Source organism: Microbacterium sp. ZW CA_36 (genome assembly GCF_044987475.1).
Classification (GTDB): Bacteria; Actinomycetota; Actinomycetes; order Actinomycetales; family Microbacteriaceae; genus Microbacterium.
Genome location: NZ_JBJDRL010000002.1, coordinates 26,279 through 49,241, shown reverse-complemented (window position 1 = coordinate 49,241; position 22,963 = coordinate 26,279). Strand labels below are relative to the sequence as shown.

Annotated in this window: 18 protein-coding genes; 11 read left to right on the top strand and 7 right to left on the bottom strand. The window is 70.4% G+C overall.

Translation table 11 applies throughout. From position 1 onward, the window contains the following. Window positions 1-15: 15 nt before the first annotated feature. The 6 genes from ACI3KX_RS01720 to ACI3KX_RS01695 are packed head-to-tail and all read left to right on the top strand — an operon-like array spanning window position 16 to window position 6,589. Entirely contained in the window at window positions 16-1,005 is a 990-nt protein-coding gene (locus tag ACI3KX_RS01720; RefSeq protein ID WP_404907333.1) for an ABC transporter ATP-binding protein, read from the top strand. Continuing rightward, a complete protein-coding gene (locus ACI3KX_RS01715; protein WP_404907331.1) occupies window positions 1,002-1,823 on the top strand; it encodes an ABC transporter ATP-binding protein in 822 nt (273 codons plus the stop codon). Before ACI3KX_RS01720 ends, ACI3KX_RS01715 begins: the two co-directional genes overlap by 4 nt. Window positions 1,824-1,843: 20 nt before the next feature. After that, window positions 1,844-3,463 (top strand): FAD-dependent oxidoreductase, encoded by a 1,620-nt coding sequence (locus ACI3KX_RS01710; RefSeq protein ID WP_404907330.1) that lies wholly within the window; start codon window positions 1,844-1,846, stop codon window positions 3,461-3,463. Beyond that, window positions 3,463-4,389: a dihydrodipicolinate synthase family protein gene (locus ACI3KX_RS01705; protein WP_404907328.1), complete on the top strand. Its 927-nt coding sequence runs from the start codon at window positions 3,463-3,465 to the stop codon at window positions 4,387-4,389. Before ACI3KX_RS01710 ends, ACI3KX_RS01705 begins: the two co-directional genes overlap by 1 nt. Then, window positions 4,386-5,939, top strand: a complete 1,554-nt coding sequence (locus ACI3KX_RS01700) for an arylsulfatase (RefSeq protein ID WP_404907326.1) — start codon at window positions 4,386-4,388, stop codon at window positions 5,937-5,939. The genes ACI3KX_RS01705 and ACI3KX_RS01700 overlap by 4 nt, the downstream gene beginning before the upstream one ends. Further along, window positions 5,936-6,589, top strand: coding sequence for an alpha/beta hydrolase (locus tag ACI3KX_RS01695; protein ID WP_404907324.1), 654 nt, complete (start codon window positions 5,936-5,938; stop codon window positions 6,587-6,589). The genes ACI3KX_RS01700 and ACI3KX_RS01695 overlap by 4 nt, the downstream gene beginning before the upstream one ends. 146 nt (window positions 6,590-6,735) lie before the next feature. On the opposite strand, the gene ACI3KX_RS01690 is transcribed toward ACI3KX_RS01695, so the two are convergent. From ACI3KX_RS01690 to aztA, 4 genes are all read right to left on the bottom strand, one after another. Then, the gene (locus ACI3KX_RS01690) at window positions 6,736-6,936 is read right to left on the bottom strand and encodes a hypothetical protein (RefSeq protein ID WP_404907322.1); all 201 of its coding nucleotides are present in this window, start codon (window positions 6,934-6,936) and stop codon (window positions 6,736-6,738) included. A gap of 73 nt (window positions 6,937-7,009) precedes the next feature. Further along, the gene (locus tag ACI3KX_RS01685) at window positions 7,010-7,324 is read right to left on the bottom strand and encodes a TraR/DksA C4-type zinc finger protein (RefSeq protein ID WP_363358170.1); all 315 of its coding nucleotides are present in this window, start codon (window positions 7,322-7,324) and stop codon (window positions 7,010-7,012) included. An 80-nt stretch (window positions 7,325-7,404) separates the two neighbouring features. Further along, a complete protein-coding gene (locus ACI3KX_RS01680) occupies window positions 7,405-7,569 on the bottom strand; it encodes a hypothetical protein (RefSeq protein ID WP_363358171.1) in 165 nt (54 codons plus the stop codon). Between the two features lie 313 nt (window positions 7,570-7,882). Further along, window positions 7,883-8,545 (bottom strand): zinc ABC transporter ATP-binding protein AztA, encoded by a 663-nt coding sequence (aztA, locus tag ACI3KX_RS01675; RefSeq protein WP_404907320.1) that lies wholly within the window; start codon window positions 8,543-8,545, stop codon window positions 7,883-7,885. Between the two features lie 56 nt (window positions 8,546-8,601). Between aztA and aztB the strand changes: the two genes are divergently transcribed. Genes aztB through aztD form a run of 4 tightly spaced genes read left to right on the top strand, consistent with a single transcriptional unit; the run spans window position 8,602 to window position 12,895 of the window. Then, entirely contained in the window at window positions 8,602-9,444 is an 843-nt protein-coding gene (gene aztB / locus ACI3KX_RS01670; RefSeq protein WP_404907318.1) for a zinc ABC transporter permease AztB, read from the top strand. 60 nt (window positions 9,445-9,504) lie between these two features. Then, a complete protein-coding gene (locus ACI3KX_RS01665) occupies window positions 9,505-10,737 on the top strand; it encodes an ABC transporter (RefSeq protein ID WP_404907316.1) in 1,233 nt (410 codons plus the stop codon). Next, window positions 10,734-11,657, top strand: coding sequence for a zinc ABC transporter substrate-binding protein AztC (gene aztC, locus ACI3KX_RS01660; protein WP_404907314.1), 924 nt, complete (start codon window positions 10,734-10,736; stop codon window positions 11,655-11,657). Before ACI3KX_RS01665 ends, aztC begins: the two co-directional genes overlap by 4 nt. Before the next feature lie 26 nt (window positions 11,658-11,683). Further along, complete coding sequence (gene aztD, locus ACI3KX_RS01655; protein WP_404907312.1) at window positions 11,684-12,895, top strand: zinc metallochaperone AztD; 1,212 nt, start codon at window positions 11,684-11,686, stop codon at window positions 12,893-12,895. 109 nt (window positions 12,896-13,004) lie between these two features. Here the strand turns inward: aztD and ACI3KX_RS01650 are convergent, their stop codons facing one another. Then, on the bottom strand, window positions 13,005-16,877 hold the full coding sequence (locus ACI3KX_RS01650) for a S8 family serine peptidase (protein ID WP_404907311.1): 3,873 nt from the start codon (window positions 16,875-16,877) through the stop codon (window positions 13,005-13,007). Between the two features lie 126 nt (window positions 16,878-17,003). Between ACI3KX_RS01650 and ACI3KX_RS01645 the strand changes: the two genes are divergently transcribed. Further along, entirely contained in the window at window positions 17,004-19,889 is a 2,886-nt protein-coding gene (locus ACI3KX_RS01645; RefSeq protein WP_404907309.1) for an AAA family ATPase, read from the top strand. Between the two features lie 72 nt (window positions 19,890-19,961). Here ACI3KX_RS01645 and ACI3KX_RS01640 read toward each other — a convergent pair whose 3' ends face one another. Together ACI3KX_RS01640 and ACI3KX_RS01635 are read right to left on the bottom strand one after the other, a co-directional pair. Further along, window positions 19,962-20,675: a head GIN domain-containing protein gene (locus ACI3KX_RS01640; RefSeq protein WP_404907308.1), complete on the bottom strand. Its 714-nt coding sequence runs from the start codon at window positions 20,673-20,675 to the stop codon at window positions 19,962-19,964. Between the two features lie 172 nt (window positions 20,676-20,847). Next, window positions 20,848-22,890: a vWA domain-containing protein gene (locus ACI3KX_RS01635; protein ID WP_404907306.1), complete on the bottom strand. Its 2,043-nt coding sequence runs from the start codon at window positions 22,888-22,890 to the stop codon at window positions 20,848-20,850. Window positions 22,891-22,963 lie beyond the last annotated feature (73 nt).

Here is a 22,963-nt window from a genome sequence, read left to right as displayed (position 1 = left end):
GAACGGGGATCGTCGATGACAGATGCACGGAGCACCGAACCGCCGCTGCTGGAGGTCGAGAACCTGACGGTCGACGTCCCCGGAGCGGAAGGTCCCGTGCGCATCATCGACGACGTCTCGTTCTCGATGCAGGCGGGCAACACGACCGGTCTGATCGGGGAGTCCGGGAGCGGCAAGACGATGACGGCCATGGCCGTCCTCGGGCTGCTGCCTCCCGGCTCCACGACCGGCGGCCGCATCCGCTTCCGTGGTCGGGACCTGCTGACCATGAACGAGGACGAACGGCGCAAGGTCCGCGGTCGTGAGATCTCGATGATCTTCCAGGACCCCCTCGCAGCCCTGAATCCGACGCAGCGCATCGGCAAGCAGGTGGGCGAGATCCTGCGCGCGAACGGGTCGAGCCGCACCGAGGCCCAGCAAACCGCGGTCGCACTCCTCGACCGGGCGGGGATCCCCGATCCCGCCGCTCGCGCGAACGACTACCCCCACCAGTTCTCGGGCGGCATGCGCCAGCGGGCGATGGTCGCGCTCGCACTCGCCGGCACACCGCAGCTGATCCTCGCGGACGAGCCGACGACCGCACTCGACGTCACGGTGCAGGCGCGCATCCTCGACCTGCTGCGCTCGCTGCGGGACAACGAGGGGACTGCGATGCTCCTGGTCAGTCACGATCTGCGCGTCATGGCGCACGTCGCGGACCACCTCGTCGTGATGTATGCCGGCAGGGTGGCCGAGCGTGGCCCGGCGCGCGAGCTCTTGCGGCGGCCACGGCATCCCTATACCCGCGCCCTCGTGCGCAGCGTTCCCTCTGTCAGCGCGAAGAGCGCGATCGCCGATCCGCTTCCCGGTGCACCCGCCAATCCGCGCGCTCGTCCCACCGGCTGCGCCTTCCACCCCCGATGCCCGATGGCACGCGACATCTGCCGCGACGTGGATCCGGCGCTGATCGAAGTCGGACCCGGCCGCCGCAGCGCGTGTCACTTCGCCGAGGAGGTCCCGGCATGAACGGCGATCTGCTCGAGGTCCGCGACCTCGTCGTCGACTTCAGCCGCAAACGTCGCGAGAAGCCTGGTAAGCCGCCTGCTCCCCGGGCCGTCGATGACGTCTCGTTCACCCTCGGTGGTAACGAGACTCTCGCGCTGGTCGGCGAGTCCGGTTCGGGAAAGACCACCGTCGCCCGCTGCGTCGTAGGCCTGCAGCGCCCGCAAGAGGGCACGATGATGTTCGGCGGCGCGCCGCTCGACGTGGTCTCGCGCCGCCCCGCCGCACTCAAGCGCGAGCTTCAGATGGTGTTCCAAGACCCGCGCTCATCGTTGAACCCCCGCATGAGCGTGCGCGCGATCATCAACGAGGTATGGCGCACGAACCGCTCGATCGCACCCGCTCGAGATCGCGAGAAGGCCCTCGCCGCGCTGCTGGACGATGTCGGTCTCGACTCAGGCGTCGCCGACCGCCGGCCCTCCGCGCTGTCGGGCGGACAGTGTCAGCGGGTCAGCATCGCTCGGGCCCTTGCGATGAAGCCGCGCCTGCTCGTGTGCGACGAGGCGGTCTCAGCCCTCGACGTCTCGGTGCAGGCTCAGATCCTGCGTCTGCTGGTGGATCTCAAGCAGGAGCACGGGCTGTCGATGCTGTTCATCTCGCACGACCTCGGAGTCGTGCGGCAGATCGCAGACCGCGTCGTGGTCATGCGCCACGGCGAGCTGGTCGAATCCGGCGACGCCGCGCAGATCTTCGGCGCCCCGCAGCACGAGTACACGCGGAACCTCCTGGCCGCCGCGCTGGATCTGTCCGGCGCGGAGGCATCAGCGGATGCCGCGACATGAGCACGATGAAAGGGAGAGCGTTGACTGAAGTCGGGGTCGAGACGTGCGACGTGATGATCGTCGGAGGAGGGCTCGGAGGGGTGGCGGCGGGCTTGAGCGCCGTGCGCAGCGGGCTTCGCGTGATCATCAGCGAAGAGACCGACTGGGTCGGCGGTCAGCTGACCAGCCAGGGGGTGCCCCCGGACGAGCATCCGTGGATCGAGCGATTCGGGGCTACGCGCACGTACCGCGCCCTGCGTGACAGCATCCGCGAGCACTATCGACGCTGGTATCCGCTCACGGCCGAGGCGATGGGCGACCCCGAGCTCAATCCCGGCCGCGGGCGGGTCAGCCGGCTCTGTCACGAACCGCGGGTCGCGGCATCCGTCCTCGAGTCCCTGCTCTCGCCCTACCTCACGTCCGGGCGGCTGCGCATCCTGTACAACCACGTCCCGGTGGCCTCCGACACCGACGGAGACGAGGTCACCGCCGTCACCCTGAGCGGTCCCCGCGGCGACGTCACGGTCACGGCGCGGTACTTCCTGGACGCGACCGAACTGGGCGACCTGCTTCCCCTCACGGGCACGGAGTTCGTCACGGGATTCGAGTCGCGCGCAGAGACGGGCGAGCCGAGCGCGTCCGACGAGTCACAGCCCGACAACATGCAGGCGTTCTCGTGGGTGTTCGCGCTCGAGTACCGCGAGGGCGAGGACCATACGATCGAGCGACCCGCCTGCTACGACTACTGGCGCTCGTATCGCCCCGACTACTGGCCGGGTCCACTGCTCGGTCTCACCGCGCCGGACCCGCGCACGCTCGAGCCGCTGGAGCGGCGCTTCGTGCCGCACGAGAAGGCCGCCGAGGTGGTCGCCGATCAGAGCGTCGATCCCGGTGACCGCGAACTGTGGGCCTTCCGCCGCATCGTCTCTCGCGATGTCTTCGAGCCCGGGTTCTGCGACAGCGAGGTGACGATCGTCAACTGGCCGATGATCGACTACCTGGACGGAAGCCTCATCGGGGTGAGCGACGACGAGAAGCAGCGCCACCTCGACGGCAGCCGCGAGCTTGCCCGGAGCATGCTCTATTGGCTGCAGACCGAAGTGCCGCGTCCCGATGGCGGCCGCGGCTGGCCGGGGCTGCGGCTGCGACCTGACGTCATGGGCACGCCGGACGGCTTCGCGAAGGCGCCGTACATCCGGGAGTCCCGCCGGATCCGCGCCGAGTACACGGTCGTCGAGCAGGACCTCTCGTTCGCGGTCCGGGGCGACGCAGGTTCCGTCGACTACGCCGACAGCGTGGGCATCGGCATGTACCGCATCGATCTGCACCCCTCCACCGGGGGCGACAACTACATCGACGTCGCGAGCTGCCCGTTCCAGATCCCTCTCGGAGCGCTCATCCCCCAGCGGGTGACCAACCTGCTTCCCGCCGGCAAGAACATCGGCACGACCCACATCACCAACGGCTGCTTCCGCCTTCACCCGGTGGAGTGGAACGTCGGCGAGGTGGCGGGCCTTCTCGCGGCCCACTGCCTCGAACGCGGCCTCACGCCTTCCGGCGTGCGCAACGACGACGGGGAGCTCGCGGACTTCCAGGCGCGGCTCGTCGCGGCGGGCATCGAGCTCGCGTGGCCCGATCTGCCGGAAGTGCGCCCCTACTGATGAACGGCGTCGAACTGCTCGATGGCCTGGTCGTCCCGCTCGTGACGGGCCTGGACGAGAACGGCATGCCGGATGCCTCGGCCAGCACGCGGCTGCTGGACGCGATGGCCCGCACCGGCGTCACGAAGCTCATGCTGCTCGGGAGCAACGGCGAGGGGCCGCTGCTCGCCACGAGCAGCCTGTCGCGCTACGTCGCCGAGATGGTCGCCGCCTGGCGCGAACGCGTGCCGGCCGGGGTGGTCGTCGTCAATGCGACGGCGCCCGCGACGACGGAGGCGCTGGAGCGCGGCACGATCGCGGTCGATGCGGGGGCGGACGCGGTCGCCCTGTGTCCTCCCTTCTACTTCCGGCATCGGGACGACGAGATCCTCGACCACTACCGTCGGTTCGAAAGGCTCGGCATCCCGGTCATCGTCTACAACCTCCCCCGCTACACGAACGAGATGAGCCCGGCCGTCATCGAGCAACTTCCGGCCCTTGCTCACGTCGTCGGGGTGAAGGACAGCTCCGGCGATCTCGAGACGCTCACGCGGTTCCTGGCCCTCAAGGAGTCGCGTCCCGACTTCGGCGTCAGTCAGGGCGGCGAGACCGCACTCGTGGCGGGACTGCGTCTCGGTGCCGACGGCATCGTGCCCGGCACCGGGAACGTCGCGCCTGAACTGGCGCTCCGGATCGTCGCCGCCCTCCGCACGGGCGACGACGCCGCCGCCGACGAGGCGCAGCGGATCACGACGGTGCTCACCGGGTTGCACGGCATCCGGCCGGGCGTGCCCGCGGTGAAGGCGATCCTCGACCTCCTCGGCCTGCTGCCGCCCCACGTGGCCCCGCCGCTGGCGGCGTGCACGGCATCCGAGAGGAGTGCGCTCGAAGCGTTCATCGCGCCGCACCGCTCGGTTCTCCTCGACGGCGGCGGAACGCCTTCATGACGGCTCCGAACATCGTCGTCATCCTCGCCGACGACCTCGGATTCTCGGATGCCGGGGCGTTCGGTGGCGAGATCGAGACCCCGAACCTGGATCGGCTCGCTGCGACGGGGGTGCGCATGAGCGCGTTCTACGCGACTCCCCGCTGCAGCCCGTCGCGCGCGGCGCTGCTGACGGGCCGCGAGTCCCACTCGGTCGGTATCGGCATCCTCACCACGGACGACCGTCCCCACGGGTACGCGGGATCACTCAGCGTCGACGCGCCGACGATCGCCGAACGGCTGAAGGCTCGGGGATACGCCACAGCCCTGGTCGGGAAGTGGCATCTGTCCTCCGACATCTCGACGCCGAACGAGACGTGGCCGACCCATCGCGGATTCGACGAGTTCTACGGCATCCTCCCCGGCGCATCCAGCTATTACCGGCCTCCGCTGTACGACGGGGAGCGGAGGCTGGACGAAGAGACGACGGCCGACTACTACCTCACCGACGACCTCTCCCACCGTGCCGCGGATTTCGTCGCGCGATCGGCGCAGCGGGGGACGCCGTTCTTCCTGTACCTCTCTTACACGGCACCGCACTGGCCGCTGCACGCGCCCGAGGCGGATGTCGCGAGGTACCGAGAGCGGTACCGGGGCGGCTGGGATCGGCTGCGAGAAGAGCGGGCGGAGCGGCTTCACGAGCTCGGGATCGCACGACTGATCGAGTCCGCCCCCGACCCGGACGTGGCGCGGTGGACGGATGCTGCGGACCCCGAGTGGGAGAGCGAACGCATGGCCGTCTATGCGGCGCAGGTCGAGATCATGGACCGCGGCATCGGCACCCTGATCGCGGCGCTCGACGCCCATGGCGTGCGTGACGACACGCTGATCGTCTTCTGCTCCGACAACGGAGCCTGTGCCGAAGAGCTTCCGTTCTCGGAGCGCCGCATGAACCCCGACATCTGCCCGCCGTTCACGCGCGACGGCGTCGAGGTCATGGTCGGGAACGAGCCGGGCATCCGCCCGGGCCCGGAAGCGGGCTATTCCAGCTACGGACGGCCGTGGGCGCATCTGTCGAACGCTCCGTTCCGGCTCTACAAGCGCTGGGTGCACGAGGGCGGTATCGCGTCCCCGTTCATCGTCCACTGGCCCGGCGGCGGCATCGCCGGCGGCGAGATCGCGCACGCACCCGCGCACATCGTCGACATCGTTCCCAGCATCCTCGATGCCGTCGACGAACCGGGCGACGGCCCCGGGGTGAGTCTCCTCGAGCTGTGGCGGCAGCCCGGGTCCGGGGACGCTCCGGCGGAGCGCACCCTCTGCTGGGAGCACATGGGCAACGCCGCCGCGCGCCGCGGGCGCTTCAAGCTCGTCCGTGAGTCCGGCCGGCCCTGGGGGCTGTACGACATCGAGGCCGATCGCGGCGAGACGGCCGACGTCGCTGCCGAGCACCCCGACGTCGTCGCCGATCTCGAGGCCGCGTGGCAGCGGTGGGCGGAAGCGAACGGGGTGATCCCCTGGGAGCGCGTGCTCGAGGACTTCCGGCAGCGGGGTCGGGCGGTGCCTCAGTGAGCGGCGCGTCCGTGCACGTCCTCGTGCTCCCAGGCGGCAGCTATGCGACACACGCGGAGCGCTCGTCGGAGCCGATCGTCGATTGGCTGGCGTCGATCGGGGTGTCGGCATCCGTCTTCCGCTACCCGCTGATGACGCGGCATCCGGGTCCCCTGCTCGCGATTCGGGCAGAGATCCGAAGCCGTCGCGCGGCCGGTGTGGACACCGTGGGCTTGATGGGGTTCTCGGCAGGCGGGCACGCGGCGGGACTCGCCGCCTACGCACCGCACGGCGAGCGCGACGAGGTGCCCGACTTCGTGGCGCTCGCGTACCCCGTCGTGTCCATGGAGCTCGGCTCGCACGGTACATCACGCATCAATCTGCTCGGCGAGGACGCCGACGCCGCGCTGCGCGTAGCGACGTCGCTGGACCGTCTGGTGTCCCCCGGCGCGCCGCCTTCGTTCTTCTGGCATACCGTGGGCGACACCGTCGTGCCTGTCGAGCATGCCTACCTACTCGGCTCAGCGCTCGCGCGCTCGGGTGTTCCGCACGAGGCGCACATCTTCGAGCGGGGCAATCATGCCCTCGGACTCGCCCGCGATGCCGGCCCCGCCTCGGCCTGGACGGCCCTATGCCGATCGTGGCTGCGCTCCTACGAATGGGCGCCGTAGCACCGGCACGTACGGCCCCGCCGGGCAGCACTGACTGGCGACGTCCGCACCCACGCGTTCAGGGTGGTGACGGATGCCGCCGCTGGCGCGGTACCCGCCCCCGCCGTCATCGCGACCCAACCCACAGGTGACAGCCACCGGACGGCTCAGCCGAGCGCGACGAAGCGAGCCGTGGCACCGCGGAACGTGCTCGCCCGGCCGCCGTCTGCATCGACCGGAGCATCGGTCGAAGCGGGCGGCGGCTCGGAGCGCGGATCGACGAGCCGGCGATGCGCGGCGGGACGATCGCCGCGCGGACGCAGGAGCGCGCCCGCGCGAGCGAGAATCCGGGCTGGAAGGGACGTCATGGCTGCTTCTCGGTGATGGTCGTCGACGACCCGAGCCACAGGCGGGATGGACGGGATGGCGACGGGCTTGCGGTTACGCGGCTTCGGCATGGCTCTGACAATCGATGCAGGCGGCCGCGTACGGGAGTACCTCGAGCCGCGCGGACGCGATCTGCCGACCGCACCGGGTGCAGCGGCCGTACGTGCCCTGGGCGATCCGATTCAGCGCCGCGGTGATCTGCTCGATCGCGACCCGGTGGGATGCCGTCGCCTGGTAGGCGACAGGGTCGACGCTCGGCAGCGCGAATGGTGCGAGTTCCTGGATGAGCGCCAGCCGTTCCTCGAGCTGCCGCTCGAGCTCGCGCTGGAGGCCGGCAACAGGAACGGACTCGGTGACTTCGATGGACATTTGTGCTCCTCGGGTACAAAAAAATCGCCGCATGTGCGACGCGCGGGGTGTCCGGTTCGGACCGATCGAGGTGATCGGTACTACGGGGGCGCGACGCGACGGGTGGGCTGCGGGCGCAGTCCATCCGCGCCGCTCAGCCGGGGCGGCAGCACCTCGTGGCGAGCACCCGCGATATCGACCACGGCCGTCACCACGGAGGCGTCGGTGAGACGCTCCATGCGGTGCGGGCGGGCCATCGTGGTCATGGCCATCACCGTAGCCCGGTTCCAGAAAAAGGCAAGTCAGCGGTTTTTTCCCTGGCGCGAGTCGGCGAGTTGACTTTCCTGGGAAGGCGGCTATGGTCGAGGGTTCACCCGCCAGCCGACCAGGGGAAGCGAGTCGTCATGTCAGGCAGATCACCAAGAGCACGCGGCGCGAAGAAGGTCGCTCAGTCATCACTCAAGGAGAAGCGCGCCGAGAAGCGCGCGAGCGCGGAGTCAAGAGCGTTCATCAAGCCACGCAAAGGCGCGTCCGGTTGACGAACGGCGCGGGCTCCTCGCCGTCCGATCCGCGGGCGACCTACGCCCTCCCGCGCGGCGACATGACGCCGCCCGGCTCCAGACGGACGACGACGTCCGCCGCGTCGATCACCGCTGGATCGTGACTGACGCACACCGCGGCGACGCCGCGATCCACCTCTGCCCGCATCGCGCACATGATCCGCTCCGCGCTGTCGAGGTCGAGGGCGGTCGTCGGCTCGTCGAGCAGCAGTGTCTCGGCACGTCGTGCCAACCCCTGCGCGAGGAGGGTCCGCTGTTGCTGCCCGCCGGACAGAACGCCGAATGCCGCGCGCTTCAGCGCGGTCAGGTCGAGGCGCTCGAGGGCGGCATCCACCGCCTCTCGCGATGCGTGATCCAGGCGGCGCCACGCGCCGACCCGGCCCCACGCTCCCACCGTGACGACGTCGTGCACGGTGAGCGGCAGCGTCGGCGAGATCGCCGTGCGCTGCGGCACGAAGGCCCGTGAAGACGCGCGGATCTCGACGCTGCCCGCACGCGGCGTGATCGTTCCCGCGAGCACCTCGAGGAGCGTCGACTTGCCCGCCCCGTTCGGTCCCGCGATCACGGTGAGCTCTCCGGCGGCCGCGTCGAAGTCGACGTCGCGCAGGGCAGGAGTCCCGGCGTAGTCCACGCAGACCCCGCGCAGGGAGACGGTGGCGATGGACGAGGTTTCGACAGGCACGATTACAGCTTAAACGATTTTGAGAATCGTTCTCATTAACGCTACCGTCGTCGCTCGTGCCCCTCATCACCGACCCGTTCGCGCTGGAGTTCGTCCAGCGGGCCCTCCTGGGCGGCAGCCTCGTGGCCGTGCTGTGCGGGGTCGTCGGCACGTGGGTCGTCGCTCGCGGCATGGCGTTCCTGGGCGAGGCGCTCGGCCACGGCATGCTCCCCGGGGTCGCCGTGGCGACCCTGCTCGGTGTTCCCGTGCTGCTGGGCGCCGCCTTCAGCGCGGTCGCCATGAGTCTGGGCATCGGGGCCCTGCAGCGGCGCGGCCGGCTCTCGTACGACACCAGCATCGGCATGCTCTTCGTGGCCATGCTCGCTGGGGGTGTGATCGTCATCTCGCACTCGGGAAGCTTCGCCACGGATGCCACGGCGATCCTCTTCGGCGACATCCTGGCGATCTCGCCTGACGATCTCGCGGTGCTCGGGTGGGCGACCGGGATCGCTCTGCTGATCGCCGCGGCCGCTCACCGCTCACTCGTGGCGCTGGCGATCGACGCGCGAGTCGCGGCGGTGCTCGGACTCCGACCGAGGCTTGCTCAGGCGGCGCTGGTCGGCCTCGTCACACTCGCGGTCGTCGCGTCGTACCAGGCCGTCGGCTCGCTCCTCGTGGTGGGCCTGCTCATCGCACCGGCGGTCGCCGCCGGCCACTGGACCCGTCGGCTGCCGTCCGCGATGGCCCTGGCGTGCGTCTTCGGCGTCGCCGCCGTCGTACTCGGCCTGCTGCTGTCGTGGCATGCGGGCACCGCCGCCGGTGCCTCCATCGCCCTGACCGCGATCCTCCTCGCGGCTGCCTCGTGGGCCGGGCGCGCCCTCCATGACCGCACGCGGGCCCCACAGGCGACATACGCGTGACGACAGGCGCGAGTCGCCCAGCCCAGCCCCGCCACCACCCCTCGAAGGAATGAAGTCCCCGTGCTCCCCCGCTCCCCCACGCTCACTGCGATGCTCACCCTCGCCGGGCTCACGCTCGTCGGCTGCGCCGGCGCCGAACCCGCCCCTCCCGCCGCGAGTCCGGCATCCGACGGGCACGGCGCGGTCGACGGCGCGACCGAGATGAGCGAGCCACCGCTCGCCGTGGTGACCATCGACCCGGCCGGCGTGGTGCGTCAGCTCGACCTGCTCGACGAGACCGTCGCCGAGCTCGGCGACGTGCCGGGGACGTCTCAGGCGAGCACCGATGGCCGCTACGTCTTCGCCGACGGCGACGAGGGCGTCTCGGTCGTCGACAGCGGCCGGTGGACGTGGGACCACGTCGACCACTTCCACTACTACCTGGCCGCACCGGCGATGCTGGGCGACGTACCGGGTCACGGGGCGGCCACCGTGGCGACGACGCTGTCTTCCACCACCGGCAGCACCGGTGTCTTCTTCGCCGGCAGCGGCGACGCGGTGCTGCTCGACACCACGGCGATGTCGCGGGGCGAGCTCGTCGAGCGCTTCCGCCTCGAGACCGACCCGCACGACGGCATGGTCGTGCCGATCGGCTCGTACGCGCTCGTGACCCAGCCGCAGGGCGGCGTAGCGGCATCCGTGTCGGTCCTGGATGAGGACGGGATGCCGGTGCCCGGCGCCACCGCCGACTGCGTCGATGCGCGGGGCACCGTCACGACCCGCGTCGGCGCGGTCATCGGATGCGCCGACGGTGCGCTGCTCGCGACCCTCGTCGACGGCGCGGTCGAGCTCGAGCGGATCCCCTACCCCGACGGGACGACCGCTCCCCCGGCCACGACGCTCGAGGGACGCAGCGGCCGCCCCACCGTCGCCGGGCTCGCAGGCAACGACGCGATCTGGCTGCTCGACACCCGCGAGCGCACCTGGACGCTGCTCCCCGTCGACCGGCCGATCGTGCAGGCGACCGCGATCGACGACGACGCCCAGCACGTGCTCGCGCTCGCGGCGGACGGACGGGTGCTCGTGATCGACGGCGCCACCGGGACGCTCCTCTCGCAGACCGAATCGCTGGTCGCCGAGTCGCTGGCGACGGATGCCGGCCGTCCGACCCTCGTCGCCGATCAGCCCCGCGCCTACCTCAACGGGCCTGCGGAGCACGTCGTCTACGAGATCGACTTCGCCGACGCCGCCCGCATCTCGAGGACGTTCGAGACGCCGACTCAGCCCGCCCTGCTCGCGGAGACCGGCCGATGATCCGCCGACGCCCCGCAGCATTCGCCACATTGCTGACGGCTGCGCTCGCGGCATCCGTCCTCTCCGCCTGCGCACCGGCCGCCGGCGATCGCCCGCTCGTCGTGGTGTCGACGAACATCCTCGGTGACGTCGTGGACGAGCTCGTGGGCGACGAGGTCGAGGTGATGACGCTCATGCGGCCGGATGCCGATCCGCATTCGTTCGAGATCTCGGCACAGGATGCCGCGCGCCTGCGCACCGCCGACCTGCTGGTGTCGAACGGGCTGGGCCTCGAAGAAGGGCTGCAGCAGCATCTCGACGCCGCCGTGGCCGAGGAGGTCGACAGCTTCGTCGCAGGTGAGTCGATGCACGCGCTCGAGTACACGACCGGGGATACCGTCGGCACCCTCGACCCGCACTTCTGGACCGACCCTGCCCGCATGATCGATGTGGTCGAGGCGCTCGCCCCTCGCCTGTCCGAGCTTCCGGGGGTGGATGAAGCCGTCGTCGACGCGCACGTCGACGCCTACCTCGCTGAGCTGCGGCGCCTCGACGACGACATGGCGGCGGCGTTCGAGACCATTCCGGCACAGCGCCGCGCGCTCGTCACCAACCACCACGTGTTCGGGTATCTCGCGGAGCGCTTCGGCTTCCGCATCGTGGGCGCCGCGATCCCGGGCGGCACGACCCTCGCCGCGCCAAGCGCCTCCGACCTCGCCGACCTCGTCTCGGCGATCGAAGAGAACGGCGTGCCCGCCGTCTTCGCCGAGTCCTCATCACCGGACCGCCTGATGCACGCCCTCGCGCAGGAGACCGACATGCACGTCGAGGTCATCGAGCTCTACACCGAGTCGCTCACCGCCGAGGGCGGCGGCGCCGAGGACTACCTGACCATGATGCGCGAGAACACGCAGCGCATCGTCACCGGGCTCGCGCAATGAGCCCCCACCCAGAAAGAGGAACACCCATGCGCACACGCACGCTGCGTCGCGCCGGCTTGATCGCGGTCTCCGCCGGTGCCGTCGCGACACTCGCGGCCTGTTCGTCGGCACCATCCGCGTCCGTCGGCACCGGCGCGGAGACGCCCTCGGCCACCGAAGCCGGGTCGCGGATCGCCGTTTCATACGAGGGCGGCATCCTCCTGCTCGACGGCGAGAGCCTCGAGCCGGTCGACGACTACTCCGCCGAGGACTTCACCCGGCTCAACCCGGCCGGCGACGGACGCCACGTGCTCGTCACGATGAGCGAGGGCTTCCAGGTGCTCGACACCGCGGCGGGAACCACTGACGAGCCTGAGCTCACGGATCTGATCTTCGATGCCGACGCCCCCGGCCACGTCGTCCGCCACGGCGGCAAGACGATCCTCTACGCCGATGGCACGAGCGACACGACGATCTTCGACACCGATGCGCTGCTCTCCGCCTCGGGTGAGCTGCCCGAGACCGAGACGGTTCCCGGCGTGGAGTCCCACCACGGCGTCTCCGTGGTGCTCGAGGACGGCACCTTCCTCACGACGGTCGGCAATGCCGACGGGCGCACAGGCATCTCCGCGAGCGACGAATCCGGCGCCGTGATCGCCACGAGCGACGCCTGCCCCGGGGTGCACGGCGAGGGGACCGCGGCCGACGAAGCCGTCGTCTTCGGCTGCGAGAACGGCGCGCTGCTGTACCGCGAGGGCGAGATCCTCAAGCTCGACGCCCCCGACCAGCCGTACGGCCGCATGGGCAATGCGTACGTGAGCGAGACGAGCCCGCTCGTCGTCGGCGACTACAAGAACGACCCGGATGCCGAGGGCTACCTCCTCGGTGCGGTCACCGTCATCGACACCGAGGCCGGCACGCTCGAGGTCGTCGACCTTCCCGAGGGCGTCGAGTACACGTTCCGTGACATCGCCCGCGGACCCGAGGATCTCGCCTACATCGTCGCGACCGACGGATCCGTCCACGTCTTCGACCCCGCCGCCGGCGAGATCGTCGACGCGTTCCCCGTCGTCGAGGCATGGGACGGTCCCGCTGAGTGGCAGGATCCCCACCCCGCGATCGTCGTCGAGGGCGACATCGCCTACGTGACCGAGCCCGCCGCCGACGCGATCCACGCCGTCGATCTCACGACGGGCGAGATCGTGGCCTCGGCCACCCTCGACATCACGCCCAACGAGATCGCCGTCGCCGCCGGCTGAGTGCACAGCGAGGGCGGACCCGGAGGCCCACCCTCCCCCGGTAACGGCAGAAACGACGCGGCCGCCGGGCGAGGAACGATTCCTCTCCCGGCGGCCGCGCCGCTGTCGGTTAGTCGAACGGGTCGAAGTAGGCGACCGTCGCGGCGTCGATGTTGCTGTCGAGTCCGACCGAGTCGAACGCGGTCGTGCTCGCTCCGGTGACGAACACGCGTCGCGAGCCATCGGCTCTCTGGTCGACAGCCACGCCGTTCGCCCCGTCGCTTGCTCCCGTCGCGTCGTAGTTCCCCGACCAGATCTGCTCGCCGGTGCTCATGTCGTACGCGATCGTGACGTAGTCCCAGGCCGTCTCGGCGTTCCGGGACTCGCCGGTGACGACGGCATGGGTGCCGTCCTCGGTCAGCGCGACGTCATAGGCGACGTCGAGCCCGTGGGCGGTGCCGTCGTATCGCATCGCCCACAGCTGCTCGCCGCCGGCCACGTCGTAGGCGACCGTGGCGTAGTCCATGTCGGCTCCGCCTTCCACATTGCCGACCACCACGACCGTGCGACCGTCCGGGCTCACAGCGAGCGACTGCGGCACATCCGTGAGCGCCTCGCCGTACCCGATGGCCCAGCGCTCCGCCCCTGTCGCCAGGTCGTACGCCACGGTCTCCCAGTCGACCTGACGGTCGGTGTTGCTGACGACGCCCGCCACGATCACGGTGTCACCGGTCACGGCGATGTTCTCCGCGATGTCGATCTGGCCTTCCGACCCGTTGCGCAGGACCTGCCAGAGCTGCTCACCGGTGGTGGCGTCGTAAGCGACAGTCCCCCAGTCGGTGAGTCCCGTGCCGTCGCCCTGGCTCTGCCCGGTGATCACGACCGTCGAGCCGTCCTGGCTCACCGCGATACCCCGCGCGTCGTCGGTGCCGCTCACCGGATCGTCGTACCGCGTGACCCAGCGCTGCTCACCGGTCGCCGCGTCGTACGCCACGGTGGCGTAGTCGAGCTGCGGCCCGCCCATGTTCTGGTACCCGGTGACGTAGACGGTCGAGCCGTCCGGGCTGACGACGAGGTCGTTGAGGAAATCACCGGCCTCACCCGGGCCATCGAGACGCGTGGTCCACCGCTTCTCCCCCGTCGCCCCGTCATATGCGACGGTCAGGTAATCGCCACCGCTGGTTCCGGCGACGTAGACGGTGTCGCCGTCGGGGCTGATCCCGAAGCCCGCCGGCTCATCGGAGCCGCCGTCGGACGCATCCCACTGGTCCTCCCAGAGCGCCTCACCGGTCTCGGGGTCGTAGGCAGCGGTGAGGAAGTCGCTCACCAGCCCGCCGGCCGCCGGCGGTCGGCTATAGCCGCTCATGTAGACGCGCTGCCCGTCGGGGTGGACGATAACCTCGTTGCCGGCATCCGATGAGGTCCCGAACTGCCCGCCTGCTCCGTCGTACCGAGCGGCCCAGTCCTCCTCACCCGGCTGCTTCGCCCGCAGCACGATCGGCGACCTCACCGTGTGGCTGCCGTCCGTCCACGAGAGCTGACCCGCGAGATAGTCGAACAGCTCGGTCTCGTCGCCGACCGCGAAGGTCACTGCGTACGACGCGGTCTCCCCCGGCGCGACGGTGAGCGTGCTCGGCTCGACGGTGACGCCGACTCCCGTGAGACCGCTCACCGACGCGGTGTAGGTCGCGGACTCGTCGTCGACGTTGGTCACCGTGCGGGTGACCGTCTGGGTGCCGTCGAGCAGGCCGATGCCGATCGACGGCGTGTTGAGGTCGCTGGGATCCAGCGAGCGCCCGTCCGCCTCGAGGTCGTCACAGGTGGCGGCCGGCACGCTGCGGGTGGAGCCGCACAGGAACGCCAGCCACTCGTCGACACCGCTCTCGTAGACCAGTCCGGGATCGGCCGCACTGGTGGGCTGCACGTGCCCGGCGCCCTGCTTGAAGATCAGGTTCGGGTCGCTCGAGGACTCGCCGTCCAGGACGTCCGACCCGGTGGTCATGAGCGCCGACTTGATCGCCATCGGCGACCACTCGGGGTGCAGGTCCCGCAGCAGGGCGGCGAGTCCCGTGACATGCGGTGCCGACATCGACGTGCCGCTCATCAGGTTGAAGTCCATGCCGCCCTGGCCGGGAGGTGCGACCGCCGCCAGGATGTCCTGTCCGGGCGCGATCACGTCGGGCTTCAGCACATCGCCGTTGCCGGCGACGAGGGGGCCGCGAGATGAGAACGCCGCTGTGTAGGGCGCGGCACCGCCGCTCGCGATGACGGCCTTCTCGATGCTCGCGGTCGCTCCGGCAGTAGCCGCGTAGGCGCTGATGGCGGGCCCTTCGGTGTCGGGCAGGTGCACCGTGGGCACGGAGTGGAAGTCGGCGTTGAGCGAGTTCTCGAACGCGTTCACGAAGATCATGCCGACACCGCCGGCTTCGGCGACCGCGCGCGAAGAGTCGACACGCGCGATGTCGCCGCCGCGTTCGCAGAGCACGATCTTGCCGGTGACCTTGGCGGGATCCAGAGCCGGTTTGCCGTTGTTGGCACTCGCCGGGTAGCAGCGCACCGCGGCGCCGGCCGAGGCACCCGCGGCGCGCGCGGCGGCTCCGGTGATCAGCGGGACGGGACCGACCGCCGCGTTGCTGACCGACACCCCTTCGTAGCGCGCGCCACTGCCCAGGACCACGGCGCCCGTCGTCGTGCGGTCGTGCGTGCCCGCGGCGACGGTGGTCAGCCAAGGTCCGGGGTGGGCGACCGTGCCCGCATCGGGGCCGGAGTTGCCCGCGGACGCCGAGACGAAGATGCCGGCGGCAGCGGCGTTGAGGAACGCCGCCTCGGTGGGCTCGAGGAAGTCCGTGCTGGATCCCGACACCGAGTAGTTGATGACATCGACGCCGTCGGCGACGGCCTTGTCGATGGCCGCCACCATGTCGGAGGTGTAGCCGTTCGCGGTGGAGCCGTCCTCGACGGACCACAGCGCCTTGTACGACGCGATGCGGGCCCGCGGTGCGATGCCCGAGATCTCACCGAACGCGGCGGCCGGGCCGGTCACGTCGACGCCATGGTTGCCCCCGGCGGTCGAGGCGGTGTGGGTGCCGTGTCCGTTGTAGTCGCGAGGCGAGAGGAACTCCCACGGCAGCTGCTGCGCGACGCCCTCGTTCCCGCCCCAGGCGGCGTTGAAGTACTGGGCGGTGACCAGCTTGTTGTTGCAGAGGTTGGCGTCCCACGAGTCGTCGCCGACGTTCTCGCCCGACGCGCACGTGCCGCGGAACCCCTCCGGCTTGCCCTGGTACACGAGCTTGTCCGACTCGTTCCGGTCGGAGAAGCTGCCGACCTCGGGCCAGATGCCGCTGTCGATCACGCCGATGACGATGTCCTCACCTGCGCCCGGCGACTTCTTCCCGCCGGTCGGACCGCCGAGCCGGCTCCACAAGCCGTCTTCGCCGTCCAGTCCCAGGAAGCTCGGCGTCGACGACGTGTCCGTCTCGACCAGCTCATCCGGATGCACCGACACCACGTCGGGCTGTGCCTCCAGTTCGGCGGCCTGCGCGGGGGTGAGCTCGGCGGCGAACCCGTTGAAGCTGTAGACGTAGCTGTACGACGGCCCATCGCCGTTCACCTTCGCCAGAGCGGCACGCTGCTGCCCCTTGAGGTGCTTGCTGTACGCCTCGACCGCGGGGTCGGCCGGATCCACCTTGGCGCCGCCGCGGGGCTTCGTCGCCTTCAGCCCCGCCTCACCGCCGGCGTACGCGACGACGGGCGCGAGGGCCATCTGGACCACATAGGTCTCGGGGTCGCCCGATTCTGCCGTTTCGGATTGCGCGTCCTCGGCCCGAGTCACCTCGACGCCCCAGCTGCCCTCTCCGATGTCCTCCACGGCGGCCGGAGCCGGCGGCGCAGCGAGGGCGCCGGCAGGTGTCGCCGTCGCCACCAGCGCGACGGCGGTGGCCAGCGCGATCGTCAGTCGCGGGGGTGTGAATCGCCGCTGTCGTTGTCTCAGGTACCTGGTCACTGTCTCTCCTCGCGCGCGGATGATTCGATTCACTCGCTGCGTTGCAGGTTACGGACGGGTGAATGGCGGCGGCATCCGTGACCTACACTGACTTTTGCTCGCGCCCCACCCGAGGGAATGGCAGTCATGCCTCAGCAATCCGCTCCACCCGCAGGCGGGGTGTCGCCCGTGCTGGTCGGTCGTCACACCGAGTTCACTGCGCTGACAGCTGCTGTTTCGGCTCCCCCGGCCCTGGTCGTCATCCAAGGCGAAGCCGGCATCGGCAAGAGCAGGCTGGTCCGCGAACTGCTCGCCGCCGCGCCGGGCGGCGCTGCGGTGCTCGTCGGTCACTGTCAGCAGCTCCACGAGCCGTTCCCCTTGGGGCCGGTGCTCGACGCGTTCCAGCACCATGGCGACCTCATCGAGATCGACGGGCTGAGCCCCGTCGTGGGCAGCCTGGCTCCGCTCGTGCCGGAGATCGCCGGTCGCCTCCCTGATCCGCCGGAGCGACCGGTGGATCAGCGCGAGGCGCGGCATCAGATCTTCCGTGCGGCGACGGAGCTGCTCGAGCACGTTTCGCCCGCGGTGTTGGTCCTCGAGGATCTGCACTGGGCGGACACCGTCACCTTCGATTTCCTCACGTATCTCATCGCGCACCAGCCTGCGAAGCTCACCATCATCGTCACCAGTCGCACGGACCTCGGAGCCACTCCCGTCGGTGAGGCGTTCGCCCGCGCACCCGCCAGCCGCACTCGGAGCGTTCGGCTCGCGCCACTCGACGTCGCCGAGGTCGGCGAGCTCTCGCGACATCTGCTGGGTATCGACGTCCCCGATCCGATCGCGATGGGGTTGTACGAAGTCACCGGCGGTGTCCCCTTCGTCATCGAAGAGGTGCTCCGCACCCTGCTGGCGCGCCTGCCTGCCGAGGAGATCCCCAGCCATCCGGATGCCCTTGCCGCGCTGTCTGTCTCCACCGCATTGCGCGACGTCGTGGTGCAGCGGCTGACCACTCTCGACGCGACGTCCCGGGAGGTCATAGACGCGGCAGCCGTGATCGATCTCTCCATCGATCCCGCCCTCATCGCGGAGGTCACCCAGGACGACCCACGGCAGGTGGCCACCGCTCTGACGTCAGCCCACGCCGCAGGCCTCCTGCACGAGCACGATGGCCGCATCCGCTTTCGCCACGTCCTCGCCCAGCAGATCGTCTACGACGCGACTCCCCTGCCGACCCGTCAGTGGTGGCACGCCCGGGTCGCGCTGGTGCTCGAGGAGCGGAACGATCCGATGCTCTCAGCGAGGATCGCGCACCACTACCGGCGCGCCGGCCGGGTGAGGGAGTTCGTGCAGTGGGCAGAGGCCGCAGCCGACGAGGCGGTGCGTCACGGCAACGAGTCGGCGGCCGCCGAGTTCCTGCGCGAGGCGACGACCGACCTCGCCACGCTCTCGATCGACGACCGGGTGCGCATCGCGACGAAGCTCGGGCGGGTGGCGGTCGACGGGCTGGCTCACGCCGAATCCGCCCCGATCCTCACCCGGCTGCTCGATAGCCAGCAGCTGACGCAGGCGGCCCGAGGCGAACTGCGTTTCGCCCTCGGCCGGCTGTACCGCCAGCAGGGCTTCGCACGCGACGGCTACGGCGAGATCGAGCGAGCCGTCGATGAGCTGCACGACCGGCCCGATCTCCAGGCGCGGGCACTGGCCGTGCTGGCGGCTCCGGAGACCGTCATCGACGTGCCTCTCGTGGTGCATCTCGCGCGATCCGCCCAGGCCGAACAGGCGGCGAGCCGTGCCGGATCGCCGGAGGTCGAACTCGGTGTGCGGATCGCGCGGGCATCGCTGCTCTTGGAGCAGGGCGATCCGTCCGCGTGGCAGCTGATCGAGTACGCCCGTCACGACACCGTCCTTCTCACCCAGCCCAGGGAACACGCGAGAGCGGCGATCAACTGGGCTCAGGGCGCGCTCCACATCGGCTACGTGAGCCGCGCCGACGAGTTGCTGAGCGAGGGCCGGGCGATCGCCGAGCGATCGGGCTCACCGCGTCTGCTGGAGGTGTACGAACTCGTCGGCGCCATGATGGACCACGCCGCGGGCCGGTGGGACGGTCTCGCCGAACGCACGCACGACCTGGCCTCGCGCGCGTTCGGATTCGGCGCGGCATCCTTCGAAGCCCGGTACCTCGATTGCCTCATGCTCGGCTCTCTCGGCAGCACCGTCGAGGCAGCCGATCGTCTGACGGAGCTCATCCGGGACTGCGAGAAGGTGGGGACGGCGTGGCCGTTGATCCCCGCGCGCGCGGCCCTGGCCCGGCTCCGGCTGACCCTGGGCGATGCACGAGGCGGCTTCGACGAAGCCGCAGCCACCCTCGACCAGCTCCAGCGCAAGGGGATGTGGACGTGGGCGGCCGATGCCCTCCTCTGCCTGGTGGATGCCGCGGCCGCACTGGGCAGAACAGACGAGGCACGTCCCCGGGTGGGGACGATCAGTGCGTATGTCCGTCATGTCGAGGCGCCGGCGATCTCCGTGGCGGCGACCATGTGCGAGGCACTCATCGCGCACGTCGACGGCGACATCGAGAATGCGGAGCGTCTGATGTCCGACGCGCGGACCATGGCGCATGCGGCAGGCCTGGTCCAGGTCGCGGCGCAGACCACCGAGCGGCTGGGCGACTGGCGTTGCGCCCGTGGTGCGGCCGACGGGCCGAGCCTGCTCATCGAAGCCCTGACCGCCTACGGCCGCCTGTCGGCGCGGCAGGACATCGCCCGAGTCACCCGCACGATGCGCCGTCACGGCGTTCCCGTCCCGTACCCGTGGCGCGGTGGGCGCCCCACGCACGGCAATGATCTGTCCCGACGTGAGCGGGAGGTCGTCGGACGAGCCGCGGCGGGACGGACGAATCGTGAGATCGCCGCGGAGATGTTCCTGTCACCGCGCACGGTGGAGACGCACATGTCCAACGCGCTCCGCAAACTCGGGCTGCGCTCCCGTGACGAGCTCGACGCAGACGTCCTCGAGGCCGGAGCACGCGGCTGACGACCGGAACGCGGTTCTCGGCGTTCGCCGCCCAGTTCGCCGCCGATGGCGCGGCTCTGTGCAGTCTTCCGTTCAGCGACGCACGACGTCTCCGGATCCCGACACGCGCACGTCGGTGCTCGGGTCACCCGAGTACGTGACCTGCCCGCTGCCCGAGAGGTCGACGGCGAGGCTGACGCTTGCCGAGACGTCGACGTCGCCCGATCCGGCGACATTGACGACGGCATCCTGCGTCTCGAGCTGGTCGGCGTCGACGCTGCCGCTGCCCTCGAGGTCGACAGAGAGCTCGGCCGCCGTGCCCGTCAGGACGACGGCGCCCGAACCCGAGAGACGCACCTCGACGCGATCGGCCTCCAGGCCCGACCAGTCGACGTCACCCGAGCCATCGAGGTCGAGCTGCACGGTGCCGTCGGCGGAGACCGTCGCCTCGACATCGCCGGAGCCGTTCAGTTCCACCAGCTCCAGCCGCGGCACGGTCAGCTCGTACCGCACGTCGCCGAACCCCATCGTGAAGCCGGGTTCGGCGGCCAGCACGAGGGTGTCACCGTCCACCTCGGACGTGAGACGCTCGATCACACCCTCCGGCGCGTGCACGGTGAGCGCCGGCTCCCCTTCCGACACGACGAGATCACCGGATGTGTCGAGGACCACGCGCGACACGTCGCCGATGTCCCGCTCCTCGCTGGTCTGTGGCCCGACGGGGATCATCAGCGAACACCCCGAGAGCGCGAGCACCGACGCCGCGATCACCAGGACGTTCGGCAGCCGGCATCCGATCGAGTTCATCGGTGACTCCTTCCTTCCACGAGCATGCGCCATTCAAGCCCTCGCCGCGCGGGTGCCACGGACCGAAGGTCCCGTCACCTGGCTGAATCGCTCTGGCCGCGGACGTGCTCAACGTCGCCGACAGCCTCGACAACGAGCGGGTGCGAGCTGGGCGACGAGTGCGCGTCCGGCTCTACCACCACCACGATCGCCCGTGCAGCATGTCGCCGAAGTCCTCGGGCGACCCGCGTCCCGTGTGCCGCGAGCCGAGGTAGCTGTCCACGACGGCCCGCCCGAGGTCGTCGAGCTCGGGGGCGACGACCTGCCCACCGGCCCGCCGCGCGAGGGCGTCGATGAATCGGGCGAGGCCGGGGTCCTCGCCGAGCCGGAAGAACGTCGTCTGGGTTCCGAGCCGCTGCACGGTGTCGAGCTCGCGCACCGTGACCGCCACCGTGCGGGCATCCGGCGGGTAGGCGAAGTGCACGCGACCATCCGGCCGCAGGTGGGCCGTCGGCTCGCCGTCGGTGACGATGAGCAGCACGGGCTGCGCGGTCGGGTGGCGACGGAAATGCCGCTGGGCCAGCAGCAGCGCGTGCTGCAGATTCGTGCCCTTGTCCCACTCGGCGTCCTTGGCGGTCAGCTGTTCGATGTCGATCACCTCGGCGTGGCGGGCGAACGCGATCAGCTGAAGGCTGTCACCGTGGAATCGCGTCGAGATGAGGTGGTGCAGGGCGAGCGCGGTGCGCTTCATCGGAACCCAGCGGCCGTCCAGCGCCATGGAGAACGACGTGTCGACGAGGAGGGCGACCGCGGCCTGCGTGCGCTGCTCGGTCTCGACGACCTCGACGTCGCGCGTGTCGAGTCGCACGCCCGCCGACACATCGCCCCCGTCGAGCACCGTCCGCAGCACCGCATTCGACACCGTGCGCGGGATGTCCCACGGCTCGGTGTCGCCGAACGCCCACTCGCGCGTCGAACCGGTGCGGTCGCCGGCGGCGCCGGCATGGCGCGTCTCACGGCGGCCGGTGCGACCCGACTGGCGCGTCGCGATGTCGCGGAGCAGCGCCCGCCCCAGCTGGCGCATCGCCCGCGGGGTCAGCCGCAACTGTCCGTCGGACGCGCGCTGCAGCATCCCGGTGTCCCTCAGCTCCTGCTCGAGCTCGCGCAAAGTGCGGGCGCTGACGGCGGCGTCCTCGCCGATCAGTCGCTCGAGCGTGTCCAGATCGATGTCGTCCATGCGCGCGCCCGGGTATGTCTGGCTGAGCTGGTCGGTCAGCGCGTCGAGATCGGAGAGGTCCTGCATGATGCCGGTCGCCTCACCGAGACCGGTCGGCTGATCACCGGAGAAGGATGCCGAGCCCGTCCAGTCCTCGCCGGGCCGGAGCGAGCGCAGATTGTCGTCGAGGCGCGACAGCGACTGCATGAGGTCGGGCGACCCGAACGCCTGGGCGGCCAGGCCCATGAGCTCGCCCCGCTGCTCCGGGGTCATGGAGTTGAGCATCCGCTGCGCCGCCGCAGAACGCTCGGCGATCGTGTCGAGGAGCTCGTCGAGGTTCTGCGGATCCTCCGGGAACTGATCCCCGTGCTTGCGCATGAACTCGTCGAAGTCCTCCTGCGTGTCGTCGCCCAGCCGCCGCTTCTCGAGCAGGTCGTTGAGGTCGTTCAGCATGTCGCGGATCGCCTGGCGGTCGGCATCCGTCGCGTTCTCGAGCGCGTTCTTCATGCCGGCGAATCGCTGGTCCAGGATCTCCCGGCCGAGCAGTTCGCGGATGCGGTCGTAGTCCGCCCGTGCGCTCGGGCTCTGCCAGTCGTAGTCGGCGAGCTCGTTGACGGCCGCGGCGGTGCTGGGCGGCAGATTCTCGAGGCGCATCTCCGCGAATGAGCGGGTGTCGTCGTCGAGCTGGACGTCGCGCACGAGGTGCTTGCGCTCCTCGAGAACGGCGCGGTCCAGCAGTCTGCGGACCTCTTCGAGCGTGCCGTCGAGCCGGTGCCGCCCCACCAGCTCGGCGCGGCGCTCGCGCACACGCCGAGCCAGGTCGTCGAGCCCCTCCCGGTTGCGGTCTCCGCGCCGCAGGTACTCGCGCATCGCCCGCTCGGCCGAGGTCCCCGCCATCACGTCCTGCCCGATCGCCTCGAGCGCCGACTGCACCTCGACCGGCGGCGCAAGCGGATCGCCGCCGCTGTACCGTCCGTATCGCGCCGTGTGCGCCGGCGTGCGGTGGAAGGAGCGGGGCATTTACGTGCCTCTGCTCGGGCGCGTCGTTGGTTCGAGGCGTTTCGTCTCGCTCGTACCTCGCTCGAACCGGCAC